This is a genomic window from Haematobacter sp. (assembly GCF_032102465.1).
GTDB lineage: Bacteria > Pseudomonadota > Alphaproteobacteria > Rhodobacterales > Rhodobacteraceae > Haematobacter.
The window spans coordinates 130,996-147,076 of the sequence record NZ_DAMDHB010000005.1 but is presented as its reverse complement, the minus strand read 5'-3'; the positions used below and the strand labels follow the sequence as shown (position 1 = coordinate 147,076).

Genomic DNA, 16,081 nt, shown 5'->3' with positions numbered 1-16,081 from the left:
TATGCCGGGAGCCACGAACGCGCCGGTCCTGGCGGTCAGAAACCTCACCACCTCCTTCCGCACCGACGAGGGCTGGAAGCCGGTGGTGCGCAACGTCTCCTTCGAGATCCACGCTGGCGAGACGCTCGCCATCGTGGGGGAGTCGGGGTCGGGCAAGAGCGTGACGTCACTCTCCGTCATGCGGCTGCTCGACCCCGCGCAATCCCGCATCGAGGGGGAGGTGCTGCTGAATGGGCGCAGTCTCACTGCCCTCTCCGAAGGCGAGATGCGGGAGATACGCGGCAACGACATCGCGATGATCTTTCAGGAGCCGATGACCTCGCTGAATCCGGTCTATACCGTGGGACGGCAGATCTCAGAGGTGTTGATCCGTCACCGTGGGCTGGACCGCCGTGCCGCGCGCGGGGAAACGGTGCGGCTGATGGAGAAGGTGCGCATTCCCAACGCGGCCGCGCGCTTTGACGAATATCCCCATCAGTTCTCCGGCGGCATGCGGCAGCGGGTGATGATCGCCATGGCGCTGGCCTCGCGTCCGAAGCTGCTCATCGCGGATGAGCCGACGACGGCGCTGGACGTGACGATTCAGGGGCAGATCCTCGACCTCATCAAGGAATTGCAGGCGGAGGAGGGGATGGCTGTCCTCTTCATCACGCATGACATGGGCGTGGTGGCCGAAATCGCGGATCGCACGGTTGTCATGTTCCGCGGTGACGTGGTGGAAACCGGCGATACGGCGCAGATCTTCCACGACGGGCAGCATCCCTACACGCGGGCGCTGCTTGCCGCCGTGCCCAGGCTCGGCTCGATGGAGGGGCAGAAATGGCCGCTCCGTTTCCCGAAGGTGGACATGGCGACGGGCGCGATCACCGCAGAACCGCCGGTGGCCGATACGGTGAGTGACGCAGCCCCCGTGCTGTCGGTCCGCAACCTCGTTACCCGCTTCAAGGTGGGGTCCGATCTGCTGGGCCGCCCGACGGGAGAAGTCCATGCGGTGCAGGATGTGTCGTTCGACCTCTTTCCGGGGGAGACGCTGGCGCTGGTGGGCGAATCGGGCTGTGGCAAATCGACCACTGGCCGCTCCGTCGCGCGGCTGGTGGAGCCGACGTCCGGCGCAGTTACCCTTGACGGTCGGGATGTGCTGACCCTCGGCACCGCAGGATTGCGAGACCTGCGGCGTTCCGTGCAGATGATCTTTCAGGATCCGTTCTCCAGCCTGAACCCCCGCATGACGGTGGGGCAGGCGGTGACGGAACCCATCGTCAAGCACGGCATTGCCAGCGGACAGGCTGCGCGACAGAAAGCGGCCTCGCTGCTAGAGCAGGTGGGCCTCTCCAGTACCATGATGGACCGCTATCCGCATGAGTTCTCGGGGGGACAGCGGCAGCGCGTGGCCATTGCGCGCGTGCTGGGTCTCAACCCCAAGGTCATCGTTGCGGATGAGAGTGTCTCCGCGCTCGACGTGTCGATCAAGGCGCAGGTCTGCAACCTGTTGATGGATCTGCAACAGGAGTTCGGGATCGCCTACCTGTTCATCAGTCACGACATGGCGGTGGTGGAGCGGGTGAGCCACCGGGTCGCGGTGATGTATCTGGGCGAGATCGTGGAGATCGGCCCGCGGGAGGCGATCTTCGGCAATCCGCAGCATCCCTACACCAAGCGACTCATCTCTGCCGTTCCCGTGCCCGATCCCGCCCGCCGGAGTCTGCGGCGGGGCCTGATGACCGAGGAGCTGAAGAGCCCGGTCCGCCCGCGAGGATTCGAACCGCCGCAGCGGCGGTGGGAGGATCTGGGGGCAGGGCATCTGGTAATGGCCGCCTGACAGCAACAGTCCGTTTCCTTGGGATGAAAGAGGGGGTTGGAAAATGCCCCCTCTTTTGCAGTTTACGCCTCCCTCGGCCACCAGGAGGGCGATTGATGCGTTGCCGAAGGGTGCGGCTAGACGAAAATTGCAAAATGCTGGAGAGTGGTATCTGGCCTCTTGAGTTCGGCGAAAGTTCCTGTAGACACCAGCGCGAAACCAGCTACCATATGTAGCGTTCAGGAAGCCCGGCCCCCCTAGGGATACGGCAGGCGAGGAGGGGATGCTCCCCTTTTCGCTGGGATCAGCGGCGCGCCGGAAGGTTCCGGTCTTCGTTGGTCGGGGCAGATACCGAGCCTGGGCGCCATGATCAACGGGCGGATTGCCTGACGGAACGATCGCTGCCTGTGCATCGGTCGGATCGCCATGCTCCGCCATCAACGTCCTGAGGAACCTGCGATGAGCGTCACTGTCTATTCCAAGCCCGCCTGCGTGCAATGCACAGCCACCACGCGCGCGCTCGACAGCCGCGGCATTGGCTACACCGTCATCGACCTGACGGAGGATGCCGAGGCGATGGAGCGGGTGCAGGCCATGGGATATCGTCAGGCGCCGGTCGTCGTAGCGGGCAGCGAGCACTGGGCCGGATTCCGCCCGGACCGCATCGCCACGCTGGCCTGAGGCAGCGCTGCGGTGATCGCCTTCTACTCCACCGCCTCGGGGAACACCGCGCGATTCATCGCGCGGCTCGGCGTTCCGGCGGTGCGGTTGGCGGAACCGCCGGCGGAACCCTTCGTGCTTGTTACGCCCACCTATGCGGATGGCGAGGGGCGGGGGGCAGTGCCGAAACCGGTTATCCGCTTCCTCAACGACGCCGCCAACCGGAGGCTGATCCGGGGCGTGATCGCTGGGGGCAACAGGAATTTCGGGGAATTCTTCGCCCGCGCGGGCGATGTCATCGCAATCAAATGCGGAGTTCCGCTCCTCTACCGGTTCGAGCTTTCGGGCACGGATGAGGATGTGGCGCGCGTCAGATCAGGATTGGAACGGTTTTGGACACGGCAGCTCTCTCCAGCCCAGTGAGGAAAGAAAAATCGATCCCGGAGGAGTTCCGCGGGCTCGATCATCACGCGCTGAACGCGATGCTGAACCTCTATGACAACGAGGGCCGCATCCGTTTTGACGCAGACCGATATGCGGCGCACAAGTATTTCCTCGACCACGTAAACCAGAACACGGTCTTCTTCCATTCGCTGGAGGAGAAGCTCGATTATCTGGTGGAGGAGGGATATTATGAGGCGGAGGTTCTGAACCAGTACCCGCCCGCCTTCCTGCGCCGGATCTGGGACGCGGCCTTTGCACGGAAGTTCCGCTTTCCGACCTTCCTCGGCGCCTTCAAATATTACACCAGCTATACGCTGAAGACCTGGGACGGCAAACGCTACCTCGAACGTTACGAGGACCGGGTGGTGATGGTTGCACTGGCGCTTGCGCAAGGGGACGAAGACCTTGCCATGCGCCTGATGGAGGAGGTCATCTCCGGCCGCTTCCAGCCCGCGACGCCCACCTTCCTCAATGCCGGCAAGAAGCAGCGGGGAGAGCTGATCTCCTGCTTCCTGCTGCGGATCGAAGACAACATGGAGTCTATCGGACGCTCCATCAATTCCGCGCTGCAACTGTCGAAACGCGGCGGGGGTGTCGCGCTGATGCTGACCAACCTGCGGGAGTCCGGTGCGCCGATCAAGGGGATCGAGAACCAGTCTTCGGGCGTGATCCCCGTCATGAAACTGCTGGAGGACAGCTTCTCCTACGCCAACCAGCTCGGCGCGCGTCAGGGGGCGGGCGCGGTCTATCTCAACGCGCATCACCCCGACATCCTGCGCTTCCTCGACACCAAGCGGGAGAATGCGGATGAGAAGATCCGTATCAAGACGCTCTCGCTCGGCGTGGTGATCCCGGACATCACCTTTGAACTCGCGAAGCGGGACGAGGACATGTATCTGTTCTCCCCGCACGATATCCAGAAGGTCTATGGCCGTCCGTTCTCCGAGATTTCCGTGACGGAGAAGTATCGGGAGATGGTGGACGACCCCCGGATCCACAAGAAGAAGATCAAGGCCCGCGAATTCTTCCAGATCATCGCGGAGATCCAGTTCGAATCCGGCTATCCCTACATCATGTTCGAAGACACGGTGAACCGCGCGAACCCGGTTGCGGGGCGCATCACCATGTCCAACCTGTGCTCGGAGATCCTGCAGGTCAACGAAGCCTCCACCTATCATGACGATCTGTCCTACGATCACATGGGGACGGACATCTCCTGCAACCTCGGGTCGCTGAACATCGCGGCAACGATGGATGGCCCGGATTTCGGCGCCACGGTGGAAACGGCGATCCGTGCGCTGACGGCTGTGTCGGACATGTCGTCGATCGATAGCGTGCCCTCCATCCGGCGTGGGAACGACGAAAGCCACGCCATCGGTCTGGGCCAGATGAACCTGCACGGCTATCTGGCGCGGGAGAGGATCCACTACGGATCGGAAGAGGGTATCGACTTCACCTCGGTCTATTTCGCGACGATCCTCTATCACGCCGTCCGCGCCTCCAATGCGCTGGCGCGTGAGCGCGGGCAGTCGTTCAAGGGTTTCGAGAATTCGAAATATGCCGACGGGTCGTTCTTTGACAAATACACCACAAAGGATTGGCTGCCCAAGACGGATCGGGTGACGGAGATCTTCGCCGGCCTGCCGCTTCCGACCCGCGAAGACTGGGCCGCGCTCCGGGCGGCGGTCATGCGTGACGGGCTGTATAATCGTAACCTGCAGGCGGTGCCGCCGACCGGCTCGATCAGCTACATCAACAACTCGACCTCCTCGATCCATCCGATCGTGTCCAAGATCGAGATCCGCAAGGAAGGCAAGATCGGCCGCGTCTATTACCCCGCGCCCTTCATGTCCAACGAGAACCTAGAATACTACCGCGACGCCTATGAGATCGGGCCGGAGGCGATCATCGACACCTATGCCGCGGCGACCGAGCACGTCGATCAGGGCCTGTCGCTGACTCTGTTCTTCCGCGACACGGCGACGACGCGGGACATCAACCGGGCGCAGATCTACGCCTGGAAGAAGGGCATCAAGACGATCTACTACATCCGCCTGCGCCAGATGGCGCTGGAAGGGACCGAAGTGCAGGGCTGCGTGTCCTGCACGCTCTGAGCAGTTCTGCTGTGGGAGGGGCGCCGTCTTGCGGATGACGCCCCTCCATTTAGCTGATGCTGTAATTTTAGCCACCACATATGGACGACGGGTCGCCAGCGCCGAGTGTCTGCGGTAAGATAGCTCGAATCGGCGCAGCGGGTGAGATGCTCGCCGCGGGAAGCCCTCCAACTCGGGAACAAGACCATGAAGGACAACGTGCAATCCCGCGTCGTCGCGCGCGCCGTGAACTGGAACCGCCTGCAAGACGATAAGGACCTGGAGGTCTGGAATCGCCTGACGGGCAATTTCTGGTTGCCGGAGAAGGTTCCGCTGTCCAACGACATCCCCTCATGGTCTACGCTGACTGCGGAGGAGCGCCGGCTGACGATCCGGGTGTTCACCGGCCTGACTCTGCTCGATACCGTGCAGAACACCGTGGGCGCGCCCGCACTCATGGCCGATGCCGCGACCCAGCATGAGGAGGCCGTGCTCTCAAACATCGCGTTCATGGAGGCGGTGCACGCGCGGTCCTACTCCTCCATCTTCTCCACGCTCTGCCTGACTGCCGAGGTGGATGAAGCGTTTCGGTGGGCTGAGGAAAACGAGCACCTTCAGAGAAAAGCGCGCCTGATCCTTGACGAGTATAACGCCAACTCAGACCCGCTACGCCGCAAGATCGCCAGCGTGTTTCTCGAAAGCTTCCTCTTTTATTCGGGTTTCTACCTGCCGATGTGGTGGTCATCCCGGGCAAAGCTGACCAACACTGCCGACCTTATCCGCCTTATTATTCGCGACGAGGCGGTGCATGGCTATTATATCGGTTACAAGTTCCAACGCGCGCTTGAGCGGCTCCCGGAAGCGAAACGCGCGGAAGCCAAGGACTTTGCCTTTGCGTTGATGTTCGATCTGTATGAGGTCGAATCTCGCTATACCGCCGAGCTTTATGATGGTGTGGGTCTTACGGAAGATGTGAAGAAATTCCTGCATTATAATGCCAATAAGGCATTGATGAATCTGGGATATGAATCGCTTTTTCCCACATCCGTGACTGATGTGAATCCGGCAATCCTGTCTGCTCTCTCCCCCAACGCGGATGAAAATCACGACTTTTTCTCTGGCTCCGGATCAAGCTATGTCATTGGCCGCGCCGTTGCTACCGAGGATGACGACTGGGATTTCTAAAGCGCCGGCCGGAAAGTGCTCGGTATGATCCATGAGAGAATGGGTGTTACTCCCGATTTCATACGCTGATCTTTTACGCCAAAGTTTGGGCGAATATCGCAAGCTTCTTGGAGCCATTTTTTATAAGAGCGACAACCTGATCATGGCTCGATAATCAGTGTCTATGGCGGCCCAGACAAAATCATCATTGTCTGGACCGACGACTGTTCTGTTCGTCCGTCAGCCAAAAATGCCCGCTCATCATGTGCCCCTGTTTGGGAACTTGGAACTATCCAGGCTTAAAAGCAGCTTTCTAAGCCCTGACGTTAGGGCGCTATCGCGCCCCTTCATTTCCAGATGGCGCTCCGGCGAAATACAGGAAATCAAAAACCGCGATTTACTTTAACGTGCGCCGAGTGGCTCCCCGTGTAAGCGATAGTCATGGTTATGTAATGCGTTAGCGATTCAACCGGCTGACGGCGCTGTGCAAAAGAATATCCATCCCGGCGCGCAAATCCTGCGGAGAACAGGCCTCGGCATTATTGTGAGTGATACCGCCACGGCAGGGAGTGAATATCATGGCCGTGGGGCAATGCATGGCCATATGATATGCATCGTGGCCTGCTTGAGACTGTATATTGCGCCAATTCTGATCTTGGCGGATCGCCTCGGACCGGATGAGATCAATAAGGTCCTGGTCGAAGATCGCTCCGCCCCAAGACCATTCATCCTCCACAACTGCCGTACACCCTGCTATCGCCGCAGCGGAAAATGCAGCGCGTCGCATCTTTTCAGCCATCACACCGGCGGTGACGGGATCGGGATGACGGACGTCGGCCACGCATTCCGCTGTTTCCGAAAGGATGCCCGGCTTGTTTGGCCATGCCGTCAGACGTGATCCGGTGGCCTTGCCGTCGTGAACAGCAAAATCCCAGCCGATGTCGTCCACTGCTGTCAGCCAGCGCGCACCTGCTATCAGCGCATTGTGGCGTAGGTCCATAGGCGTGGGCCCTGTATGGGCGGTTTGCCCCTCGAAGCGCACGCGCATGCCGTGGCTGGGATAGCCGCCGGTAACGACGCCAACCGCGCGCCGTTCCGCATCAAGGATCGGGCCCTGTTCGATATGCAGTTCGAAATAGGCATCAACACGGCCACCGGGTGCTGAACGCGTGCCGCGATAACCGATACGTTCCAGCTCATCCCCGAAACGGATGCCCTCGTCATCGACAAGATTACGCACCCAATCCGGTTCATATTTGCCGACGAACGCTCCAGAGGCAACCATCGGGGGGGAGAAACGAGCACCTTCCTCATTGGTCCAGTTGACAAGAACCAGCGGGCGCCGCGTGACATGGTCGAGGTCGTTCAGCGTTCGCGCCACCTCCAGGCCGGCCAGGACGCCGACGATACCGTCGAAGCGGCCGCCGTTGACCTGCGTGTCCAGGTGGCTGCCGATCATCACCGGCGGAAGGTCGTCACACTCTCCCGCCCGACGCGCGAAGATCGACCCGAGTTCATCGACTTCCACGGTCAGGTGCGCTTCTTCACACCAGCTTACGAAAAGGTCGCGCATCTCCCGATCAGCATCGCTGAGCGTGAGGCGCGAGAGCCCACCAGGCCTTCCGACTCCGATTTCGCTCGACCGTTCCATCGTGTTCCAGAACCGGTCAAGGTTCATGCGGCTGTCACCGGTGAAAGTCATCGCGCCATCCTTTCTGCTGTCGCGACAAGAAAAGCAGACGGCGCGGGCTATCACAAATAGGCTGAGGTAATGTCAGCCATCACTCATGGTCCGTTGCGTATTTGTAGCTAACATACTGTAGAGAAGTCATAAATTCATTGGCCGCGTTAACGGCATCCACCGATTTACCTGAACTATGATTGCCATAGCCCTAGTCTATTTGTCTCCTCCCGCCAGTTGCGGAGAATGGACCCACGCCATAAGAGCGCCCCGGACGGGCCAAGACAAAGACAACACAGGGATCTGCCATGAACCGTTTTCTCGCCGCCGCGCTAGCCGGTTTCCTCGCCATCGGCACTGCCTCCGCCGATCCGATGGCAGGAGGACGCGCGAATGTCGTCGTTCAGCCTGAGCCGCCGAGCCTGATGATGGGCCTGTTCCAGAACGCTCCGACCCAGATGGTTGGCGGGAACATCTATGAGGGGCTGCTGCGCTACGACAACGATCTCAACCCGATGCCCTCCCTGGCGAAGTCGTGGACGGTTTCGGAGGATGGGCGGACCTATACGTTTAATCTGGAGGACGGGGTGAAATGGCACGACGGAGCGCCGTTCAGCGCCGCCGATGTGGTATTCTCCGCCGATGTCTTCCTGCGCCAATCGCATCCCCGCTTCCGCGCCGTGCTGACCCATGTCGAGTCGATCACTGCCCTTGACGATCATACGGTGGTCTTCCAGCTGAAGGCGCCGTTCGGCCCGTTCCTCAACTCCTTTGAGGTCGGCTCCATGCCGATCGTGCCTAAGCACATCTACGAGGGCACGGATTTCGCGACCAACCCCGCTAATAACACCCCCATCGGCACCGGCCCGTTCAAGTTCGCGGAATGGGTGAAGGGATCTTACATCCGGCTGGAGAAGAACCCCGACTACTGGGATGAGGGCAAACCCTATCTGGATGAAATCTACTGGCATGTGATCCCGGATGCCGCAGCCCGTGCCGTGGCCTATGAGACGGGGACGGTGGACATCCTGCCGGGCGGCGCGGTGGAGAACTTCGACGTTCCCCGGCTCACCGCACTCGACAACACCTGCGTCACGCAGAAAGGCTGGGAATTCTTCTCGCCGCAATCGTGGGTGTGGATCAACAACCGTCAGGGACCGACCGCCAACAAGGAGTTCCGGCAGGCGATCCTCTATGCGCTCGACCGCGAGTTCATCAAGGATGTTCTCTGGAACGGGTTGGGCAATGTCTCGAACGGCCCCTTCGCCGCAACGACGAAGTTCAACGATACCGACCTGTCGCCCTATCCCTTCGATCCCAACAAGGCGAAGGAGCTGGTGAAAGCGTCAGGCTACAACGGCGAGACACTGCGCCTTGTGCCCATGCCCTACGGTGAGACGTGGATGCGTCTGGCGGAAGTCATCAAGCAGAACCTCGCGGATGTGGGCGTGAAGGTCGATATCGTTGCGACCGATGTGGCGGGCTGGAACCAGCGGCTTGGTGACTGGGACTTCGATCTGTCCACGACATTCCTTTATCAGTATGGCGACCCCGCGCTCGGCGTGGCCCGGAACTATGTTTCGACGAATATCGCCAAGGGCTCGCCCTGGAACAACGTCGAGGGCTATTCCAATCCCGAAGTCGACGCGCTGTTCGAGAAAGGCGCCGCGACCATCAACCCCGAAGAGCGCGCCGCCCTCTACAAGGAGGTTCAGGCCAAGCTTTCGGAGGACGTACCGGTGGCGTGGCTTCTGGATCTCGGCTTCCCGACGATCGCGCGCTGCAACATCAAGGATCTCGTCACGACCGGCATCGGTCTGAACGACGGGTTCAAGAACGCGTATATCGAACGCTGATCCGCCCCGCACCCGCCCCTTGTACCAGCGGGTGCGCCCCGTCCCCCGATGGGACCTCCGTTCAGGGCAGACCAATGAAACTCCTCACGCGCATTCTGTCGCGGCTGGTCAAGGCATGTCTGGTGCTGTTGGCCATCCTGGTGCTCAACTTTATCCTGATCCACATGGCACCCGGTGACCCGGCCAAGGTCATGGCCGGCGAGGCAGGTGCAACGGACGAGATCTTCCTGCAGCAATTGCGGGAGAAATTCGGTCTGGATCAGCCATTCTACGTCCAGCTGTGGCGTTACATAAGCGGCGTGTTGCAGTTCGATCTGGGCTATTCCTACCGCCAGCAGATGCCGGTGATCGACCTCATACTCGACCGCCTGCCGGCGACGCTGCTGCTGACGGGCACGGCCTTCGTGATCTCGCTGGTGTTGGGCGTGCTTGCCGGTGTGCTGGCTGCAAGCCGCGTGGGGCGGTGGTCGGATACACTGATCTCCTCCATAGCCCTTCTGTTCTACGCGACCCCCCTGTTCTGGGCGGCCTTGATGGGCGTGCTGCTCTTCTCCGTGACGCTGGGATGGCTGCCGCCCTTCGGCTACGAGACCGTGGGCTCCAACCTCACCGGCCTTGCCCGGATGGGCGATATCGCGGCGCATCTGGTGCTTCCGGCGCTGTCACTCGGCCTGTTCTTCATGGCGGTCTATTCGCGGATGACGCGGGCCTCCATGCTGGAGGTCGCCCAGATGGATTTCGTCAAGACCGCCCGTGCCAAGGGGCTTGCGCCCGGTGTGATCGAGCGTCGGCACATCCTCCGTAACGCGCTTCTGCCGATCGTGACGCTGGCGGGCCTGCAGGCGGGTCAGCTTGTGGGCGGCGCGGTGCTCACGGAGACGGTGTTTGCCTGGCCCGGCATCGGACGGCTCATGTTCGAAGCGCTGACGCAGCGGGACTACAACGTGCTGCTCGGCGTCTTCTTCATCTCCGCCGCAATGGTGATCGTGTTCAACCTTATCACCGATGTCATCTACGGGATCGTCGATCCCCGTATCCGGCTCGAGCGCTAGGAGAGGCCGATGAAAGATTTCCTCAAACGTTTCGCGACGAACAAGGGCGGCGTGATCGGGCTGGTGCTTCTATTGCTGGTTGTCGTCATCGCGGTGACGGCCCCCCTGCTCTTTCCCGGCAATCCGTGGCGGATGGTGCAGCGGCCCTTTCTGCCGCCGCTCGAGAACATGGCCTACCCGTTGGGCACGGATACCTTGGGGCGCGACGTGGCTGCCGGACTGGCACATGGGGCACGGGTCTCGCTGCTGGTCGGCCTCGTCTCCACCCTCGCGGCGCTGCTGATCGGCATACCCGTGGGCGCGCTGGCCGGCTACTTCGGCGGCTGGGTGGATGACATTCTGATGCGGGTGACGGAGTTCTTCCAGACGGTGCCGAGCTTCGCGCTTGCCATCGTGCTGGTGGCGATCTTCGAGCCGTCCGTCGTCTCCATCACCCTTGCCATCGCCATCGTTTCCTGGCCGCCGGTCGCGCGGCTGGTGCGGGGGGAAGTGCTGTCGCTGCGCAAACGCGAATATATCGAAGCGGCGATCCTTCAGGGTCTGTCCAGCCGATCCATCATTCTGGGGCAGGTGTTGCCGAACGCCGTTTCGCCGATCATCGTCATGGCGTCCCTGATGGTGGCCAGCGCGATCCTTCTGGAATCCTCGCTGTCCTTTCTGGGGCTGGGGGATCCCAACCTGCTATCGTGGGGTTACATGATCGGCGCGGCGCGGACGGTGATCCGGCAGGCGTGGTGGCTGTCCTTCCTGCCGGGCGCGGCCATCGTCATCACCGTGCTGGCGCTCAACCTGATCGGCGAAAGCCTGAACGACGCGCTGAACCCCCGCCTCGCGCGGCGAAAATCGTGAGGCCCGACATGCAGGACGCACTCCGTATCGAGACCCTCACCATAGCACTGCCCAAGGGTGCCGACCGCCCCCATGCGATCGAGGATGTGACGCTCACCCTCCACAGCGGACGGACGCTCTGTGTGGTGGGTGAATCCGGCTCGGGCAAATCCATGTCCGCCAATGCCGTGATGGGGCTGCTGCCGCAGGGTGTGCAGATCACCGGCGGGCGCATCCTGCTGGACGGCGCGGATATCACCCATCTGGACGAAGCGTCACGGGCTTCGCTTCGGGGGGCAAAGATCGCGATGATCTTTCAGGAACCGATGACCGCGCTCAATCCGCTCATGCGGATCGGGGCACAGATCGCAGAGGTGTTCGAGGCGCATGGAAGGCTCGCCCCCGGCGAACGCGCGTCCCGCGCGCTGGAGCTTCTGAAAGAGGTCGGTATTCCCGACGCGGAACGGGCGCAATTCGCCTATCCGTTTCAGCTTTCCGGCGGTCAGCGGCAACGGGTGATGATCGCCATGGCCCTCGCGCTGGAGCCGGGTGTGCTCATCGCCGATGAGCCCACGACCGCGCTGGACGTCACGACCCAGGCACAGATCCTGACACTGATCCGGGAGTTGCAGCAGCGGCATGGCATGGCGGTGATGTTTGTCACCCACGATTTCGGCGTGGTGGCCGAGATCGCCGATGACGTTGCCGTCATGGAGCTCGGGCGGCTGGTGGAGAGCGGCCCCGCGGAGCAGGTTCTGAAGCATCCGTCCCACCCCTATACCCGCCGTCTGATCGACGCGATCCCAAAGGTCGATCTGGCCGTGAACCAGGAGTCGGAAGCGCCGCCGCTTCTTCAAGTCCGCCATCTGGTCAAGGAATTCACCAGCGGTGACCGGATCGTGCGGGCGAGCGACGACGTCTCCTTCGATCTGCTGCGGGGCGAAACGCTGGGGATCGTCGGCGAAAGCGGCTCCGGCAAATCGACGCTGGGGCGAATGATCGTGCAACTTGCCCGGCCCGATGCCGGGTCGATCACCATGGAGGGGACGGACATATCCACCCTTCGCGGAGCCGCTCTGAAACGTCATCGCGGACGCATCCAGATGATCTTTCAGGATCCCTATGCCTCCCTCAACCCGCGTTCCCGCATCGGACGGATCCTGACCGAAGGCCCGATGGCGCATGGCAAGAGCCGCGCCGCGGCACTGGCCCGCGCTCGCGAACTCCTGACGCTGGTGGGGCTCAACGAAAGTGCGATCGACCGCTATCCGCATGAATTCTCGGGCGGGCAGCGGCAGCGGATCGGAATTGCCCGCGCCCTCGCCCTCGACCCCGAAATCGTGGTCGCCGATGAAGCGGTGTCCGCGCTTGATGTCTCCGTGCAGGCACAGGTGCTGGATCTGCTCGAGGATCTGAAGGCGCGGCTTGGCCTGACGCTCATCTTCATCACGCATGATCTGCGCGTGGCTGGCAAGATCTGCGACCGGGTTGCCGTCATGCAGAAGGGTCGTATCGTCGAAATAGGGCCGGTGGAGCAGGTGTTCCGCCACCCGCGTGAACATTACACCCAGAGCCTGCTGGCCGCCGCGCCGGGGCTGGAGCTTACCGGACAGGCGGCGGACTGACCGCCCCTTCCCAAACGAGACCGTGAGGATATGATGAAGGCCATCTTCGACGAACGCCAGCGCGCCCACGACCCCCGCTTCCGGCTGGAGAACGGACGTGTCGTGCTCAATCCCGACCGCCCCGACCGGGTGGCCGAACTGCTGCGTGGCGCGGCGGAGGCCGGACTGGAGCTTGTCGCCAGCGAGGATCACGGCATGGCGCCGCTGGCCGCGATCCACACGCCGCGTTATCTCGACTACCTCCGCACCATCTGGGATCGTCGCATCGCGCTGGTTCCCGATCTTGAGGAAGTGGTGCCCGGCCGCTTCTGCCCCGACCGGACGATGTTCTACTCCGAGGAATCGGAGGCGCAGATCGGCTTCTTCAATGCCGACACCTCCTGCCCCGTTTCCGCCGCGACATGGGAGGCCGTCTATTGCTCCGCCCAGACCGCAGTCACCGGCGCGGAGCTGATCCTGTCGGGCGAGGCGAAGGCCTATGCGCTCTGCCGCCCTTCCGGCCATCACGCTTACCGGGAACTGGCGGGCGGGTTCTGCTTCCTCAACAATTCTGCCATCGCGGCGGAGCGGTTGCGCGCCGGTGGGCATCGCGTGGCCATCGTCGATATTGATGTGCACCATGGCAACGGCACGCAGGGCATCTTTTATGACCGGGACGATGTTCTGACGATCTCTCTCCATGTCGATCCCGCACAGTTCTACCCCTACTATGCCGGCGGAAAGCAGGAGACCGGATCTGGTCGCGGCCTGGGTTACAACGTCAACCTGCCGCTGCCACGCGGTATGGGAACGGACGGGTACCTCGCCGCGCTGGACATCGCGCTTGGCCAGGTACGGGCCTATGGGGCGACGGCGCTGGTCATTGCGCTCGGCCTCGACGCGCATGAGAATGACCCCTTCCGCGGGCTTGCCGTGACCACGCCGGGCTTTGCCGAGATCGGGCAGCGTTTTGTCGCTCTGGGCCTTCCTACTCTGGCGGTGCAGGAGGGTGGCTACATGCAGCCGAGCCTTGGTGACAATCTGGCGAGCTTCCTGAAAGGGCTGCGGTCGGCATAAGGGCCCGGCGTCCCGGCCAACCCCCGGATTGGAGACGGTGGACCTCTGGCAGCGTTCGCGCTAGAGCAGGGTTCCCCGTCCCAAGCAGAGCCGCCATGCCCGCCCGCACACCGCTCGGCGATATGAATCTGAACCTGCTTCGCACCTTCTGCGCCATTGCGGAGGAGAAAAGCATCACCCGCGCGGCGAAACGGCTGTCGCTCAGCCAGCCGAGCGTGACCGTTGCCCTCCAGAGGCTGGAGGAGCAACTGGGCTGCCAACTTGTGTTCCGCGACAGTCGCCGCTTCGGCCTGACCCTTCGTGGTGAGAAGGTCTATCAGGAATGCGCCGAGATTTTCCGCTGTGTGGACCGGATTTCCGATCTGACGGAGGATCGCAACGCTGAGGAATTCGGTGAACTCCGCCTCCAGACGCTCAGCACCCTCAACTCGACCCTGATCGACGAGGCGATCCGGCTCTATCATCAGCGTTATCCTTCGATCACCTGGATGGTGGATGTTCAGAACAGTCAGGACACGATGCGTCGCATCACGCAGGAGAAGGCGGGCCTGGGCATCTGCCTCCTGACAAAACCCATCATCACGTTGGACTGCAAACTGCTGTTCCGGGAGGAGTTCGTAGTGTTCTGCGGTGCCGAGCATCCGCTCTACGGGCAAGCGGAAGTCACGGTGCGCGACCTGGCACGCGAACCCTTCATCGCCTTTGAATGTGCAACAGAAGGGTTCGGGTTGGAGCCGATGATCATGCTGCGGGAGGGGCTTGGCCTTGGCAACCGCATCAGCGGGTCCAGCCGCAGTCTGGAGGAGGTGCGCAGGATGATCTCCCTCGGCCTCGGCATCGGCCTTCTGCCCCTGATGAGCGTGGCGGAGGAGGTCGAAAAGGGTCGCCTGTGGCCGCTCCGCATCACGGATCAGCCGTTGGGCGCGGATGTGTTTCTCGTCAGCAACCCTCTCACCCCGCTCACCCCGCCCGAGCGTCGCTTCGTGGAACTGCTGGACGAGTTGCGCGTCCTTTATCCCGACATGATCTAACAGGCTGCTGAAAAAGTCGCGCCCCCTGCCCGAGCTTGCGGTGAAGGCCGGAAAATCGGTCCGGTCCGGAGCCAAAGTTGCGGTTTCCGGGGCGCTCTTCAACAATGTGGGCAAAGTCTCGGCCTCAGTGTAAACTCAGAATGCTTTTTAGGCAGCCTGCTAAAGCACACCTGCCACGACATTGATCGTCAGTGCGACGACGCCAAGGTTGAAGAAGAACGCCACGATCCCGTGCAGCGTTGCGATGCGACGGAAGCGACGGGTGGTGATCTGGACGTCCGACACTTGAAACGTCATCCCTATCACCAGCGCGAAATAGCAGAAATCGGCGAAGAGCGGGGCTTCATCGCCCGGAAAATCCAGCGCGGGACGACTTTCCTCATCGTAGTACACATGCGCATAATGAAATGCGTAAACGAGATTCCCGAATAGCCAGCTTATCGCCAGCGTGGCGGTGACAAGGGCGAGATCCAGCGCCGTCATCCCCTGCTTGCCCCCCACGAGCAGCGCAAGCGTCACCAGCACCATCAGCAGGATCACCGTCACGGTCAGCGCGAGAAACAGCCGTCCGCCATCGTCACGGGTCTTGCGCGCGCGAAAGGCCTGCTCATCCTCCTCCAGCCAGAGTGGCGCGCAACTTGCGATGAAGACCGCCGCCGCGAGATCGAAGCCGAGGATCAGGGCCTCCGACCAGTCGAGCAGCAGGGCAAGCCCCCCGCAGGCGAGAGCGAGCGTGGCAAAGAAGGCGATGAACCTCGGGTGACGGGGAACGGTCATGATGTCCGCTTGCAAG

13 protein-coding genes are annotated in these 16,081 nt (G+C 61.9%); 11 read left to right on the top strand and 2 right to left on the bottom strand.

The window, feature by feature from the left end; genetic code table 11:
* Position 1 precedes the first annotated feature (1 nt).
* From RT513_RS05755 to nrdF, 5 genes are all read left to right on the top strand, one after another.
* A complete protein-coding gene (locus RT513_RS05755) occupies positions 2-1,819 on the top strand; it encodes an ABC transporter ATP-binding protein (RefSeq protein ID WP_290690080.1) in 1,818 nt (605 codons plus the stop codon).
* A 438-nt stretch (positions 1,820-2,257) separates the two neighbouring features.
* Positions 2,258-2,479 (top strand): glutaredoxin-like protein NrdH, encoded by a 222-nt coding sequence (nrdH, locus tag RT513_RS05750; protein ID WP_035711562.1) that lies wholly within the window; start codon positions 2,258-2,260, stop codon positions 2,477-2,479.
* 12 nt (positions 2,480-2,491) lie between these two features.
* A complete protein-coding gene (gene nrdI / locus RT513_RS05745) occupies positions 2,492-2,881 on the top strand; it encodes a class Ib ribonucleoside-diphosphate reductase assembly flavoprotein NrdI (protein ID WP_290690077.1) in 390 nt (129 codons plus the stop codon).
* The gene (nrdE, locus tag RT513_RS05740; protein ID WP_290690076.1) at positions 2,878-5,016 is read left to right on the top strand and encodes a class 1b ribonucleoside-diphosphate reductase subunit alpha; all 2,139 of its coding nucleotides are present in this window, start codon (positions 2,878-2,880) and stop codon (positions 5,014-5,016) included. The genes nrdI and nrdE overlap by 4 nt, the downstream gene beginning before the upstream one ends.
* A 186-nt stretch (positions 5,017-5,202) precedes the next feature.
* Entirely contained in the window at positions 5,203-6,180 is a 978-nt protein-coding gene (gene nrdF, locus RT513_RS05735) for a class 1b ribonucleoside-diphosphate reductase subunit beta (protein ID WP_290690075.1), read from the top strand.
* A gap of 436 nt (positions 6,181-6,616) precedes the next feature.
* Here nrdF and RT513_RS05730 read toward each other — a convergent pair whose 3' ends face one another.
* Positions 6,617-7,861: a Zn-dependent hydrolase gene (locus RT513_RS05730; RefSeq protein WP_290690073.1), complete on the bottom strand. Its 1,245-nt coding sequence runs from the start codon at positions 7,859-7,861 to the stop codon at positions 6,617-6,619.
* A gap of 287 nt (positions 7,862-8,148) precedes the next feature.
* On the opposite strand from RT513_RS05730, the gene RT513_RS05725 reads away from it, so the two are divergent.
* The 6 genes from RT513_RS05725 (at position 8,149) to RT513_RS05700 (ending at position 15,288) form a co-directional block, all read left to right on the top strand.
* Positions 8,149-9,696 (top strand): ABC transporter substrate-binding protein, encoded by a 1,548-nt coding sequence (locus RT513_RS05725; RefSeq protein WP_290690071.1) that lies wholly within the window; start codon positions 8,149-8,151, stop codon positions 9,694-9,696.
* Positions 9,697-9,770: 74 nt separating this feature from the next.
* Positions 9,771-10,748, top strand: coding sequence for an ABC transporter permease (locus tag RT513_RS05720; protein WP_088214044.1), 978 nt, complete (start codon positions 9,771-9,773; stop codon positions 10,746-10,748).
* A 9-nt stretch (positions 10,749-10,757) separates the two neighbouring features.
* Complete coding sequence (locus RT513_RS05715; RefSeq protein ID WP_088214045.1) at positions 10,758-11,597, top strand: ABC transporter permease; 840 nt, start codon at positions 10,758-10,760, stop codon at positions 11,595-11,597.
* Positions 11,598-11,605: 8 nt separating this feature from the next.
* Positions 11,606-13,201, top strand: a complete 1,596-nt coding sequence (locus tag RT513_RS05710) for an ABC transporter ATP-binding protein (protein WP_290690068.1) — start codon at positions 11,606-11,608, stop codon at positions 13,199-13,201.
* A 33-nt stretch (positions 13,202-13,234) separates the two neighbouring features.
* The gene (locus RT513_RS05705; RefSeq protein WP_290690117.1) at positions 13,235-14,257 is read left to right on the top strand and encodes a histone deacetylase family protein; all 1,023 of its coding nucleotides are present in this window, start codon (positions 13,235-13,237) and stop codon (positions 14,255-14,257) included.
* A 95-nt stretch (positions 14,258-14,352) separates the two neighbouring features.
* Complete coding sequence (locus RT513_RS05700) at positions 14,353-15,288, top strand: LysR family transcriptional regulator (RefSeq protein ID WP_290690067.1); 936 nt, start codon at positions 14,353-14,355, stop codon at positions 15,286-15,288.
* Between the two features lie 159 nt (positions 15,289-15,447).
* Here the strand turns inward: RT513_RS05700 and RT513_RS05695 are convergent, their stop codons facing one another.
* Positions 15,448-16,065, bottom strand: a complete 618-nt coding sequence (locus tag RT513_RS05695) for a DUF1345 domain-containing protein (protein WP_088214048.1) — start codon at positions 16,063-16,065, stop codon at positions 15,448-15,450.
* Positions 16,066-16,081 lie beyond the last annotated feature (16 nt).

Excerpts from the sequence above, each read along its gene's own strand:
- RT513_RS05755 (WP_290690080.1), top strand. The coding sequence starts at position 2 with ATGCCGGGAGCCACGAACGCGCCGGTCCTGGCGGTCAGAAACCTCACC.
- nrdH (WP_035711562.1), top strand. The coding sequence starts at position 2,258 with ATGAGCGTCACTGTCTATTCCAAGCCCGCCTGCGTGCAATGCACAGCC.
- nrdF (WP_290690075.1), top strand. The coding sequence starts at position 5,203 with ATGAAGGACAACGTGCAATCCCGCGTCGTCGCGCGCGCCGTGAACTGG.
- RT513_RS05730 (WP_290690073.1), bottom strand. The coding sequence starts at position 7,861 with ATGACTTTCACCGGTGACAGCCGCATGAACCTTGACCGGTTCTGGAAC.
- RT513_RS05725 (WP_290690071.1), top strand. The coding sequence starts at position 8,149 with ATGAACCGTTTTCTCGCCGCCGCGCTAGCCGGTTTCCTCGCCATCGGC.
- RT513_RS05720 (WP_088214044.1), top strand. The coding sequence starts at position 9,771 with ATGAAACTCCTCACGCGCATTCTGTCGCGGCTGGTCAAGGCATGTCTG.
- RT513_RS05715 (WP_088214045.1), top strand. The coding sequence starts at position 10,758 with ATGAAAGATTTCCTCAAACGTTTCGCGACGAACAAGGGCGGCGTGATC.
- RT513_RS05710 (WP_290690068.1), top strand. The coding sequence starts at position 11,606 with ATGCAGGACGCACTCCGTATCGAGACCCTCACCATAGCACTGCCCAAG.
- RT513_RS05705 (WP_290690117.1), top strand. The coding sequence starts at position 13,235 with ATGAAGGCCATCTTCGACGAACGCCAGCGCGCCCACGACCCCCGCTTC.
- RT513_RS05700 (WP_290690067.1), top strand. The coding sequence starts at position 14,353 with ATGCCCGCCCGCACACCGCTCGGCGATATGAATCTGAACCTGCTTCGC.
- RT513_RS05695 (WP_088214048.1), bottom strand. The coding sequence starts at position 16,065 with ATGACCGTTCCCCGTCACCCGAGGTTCATCGCCTTCTTTGCCACGCTC.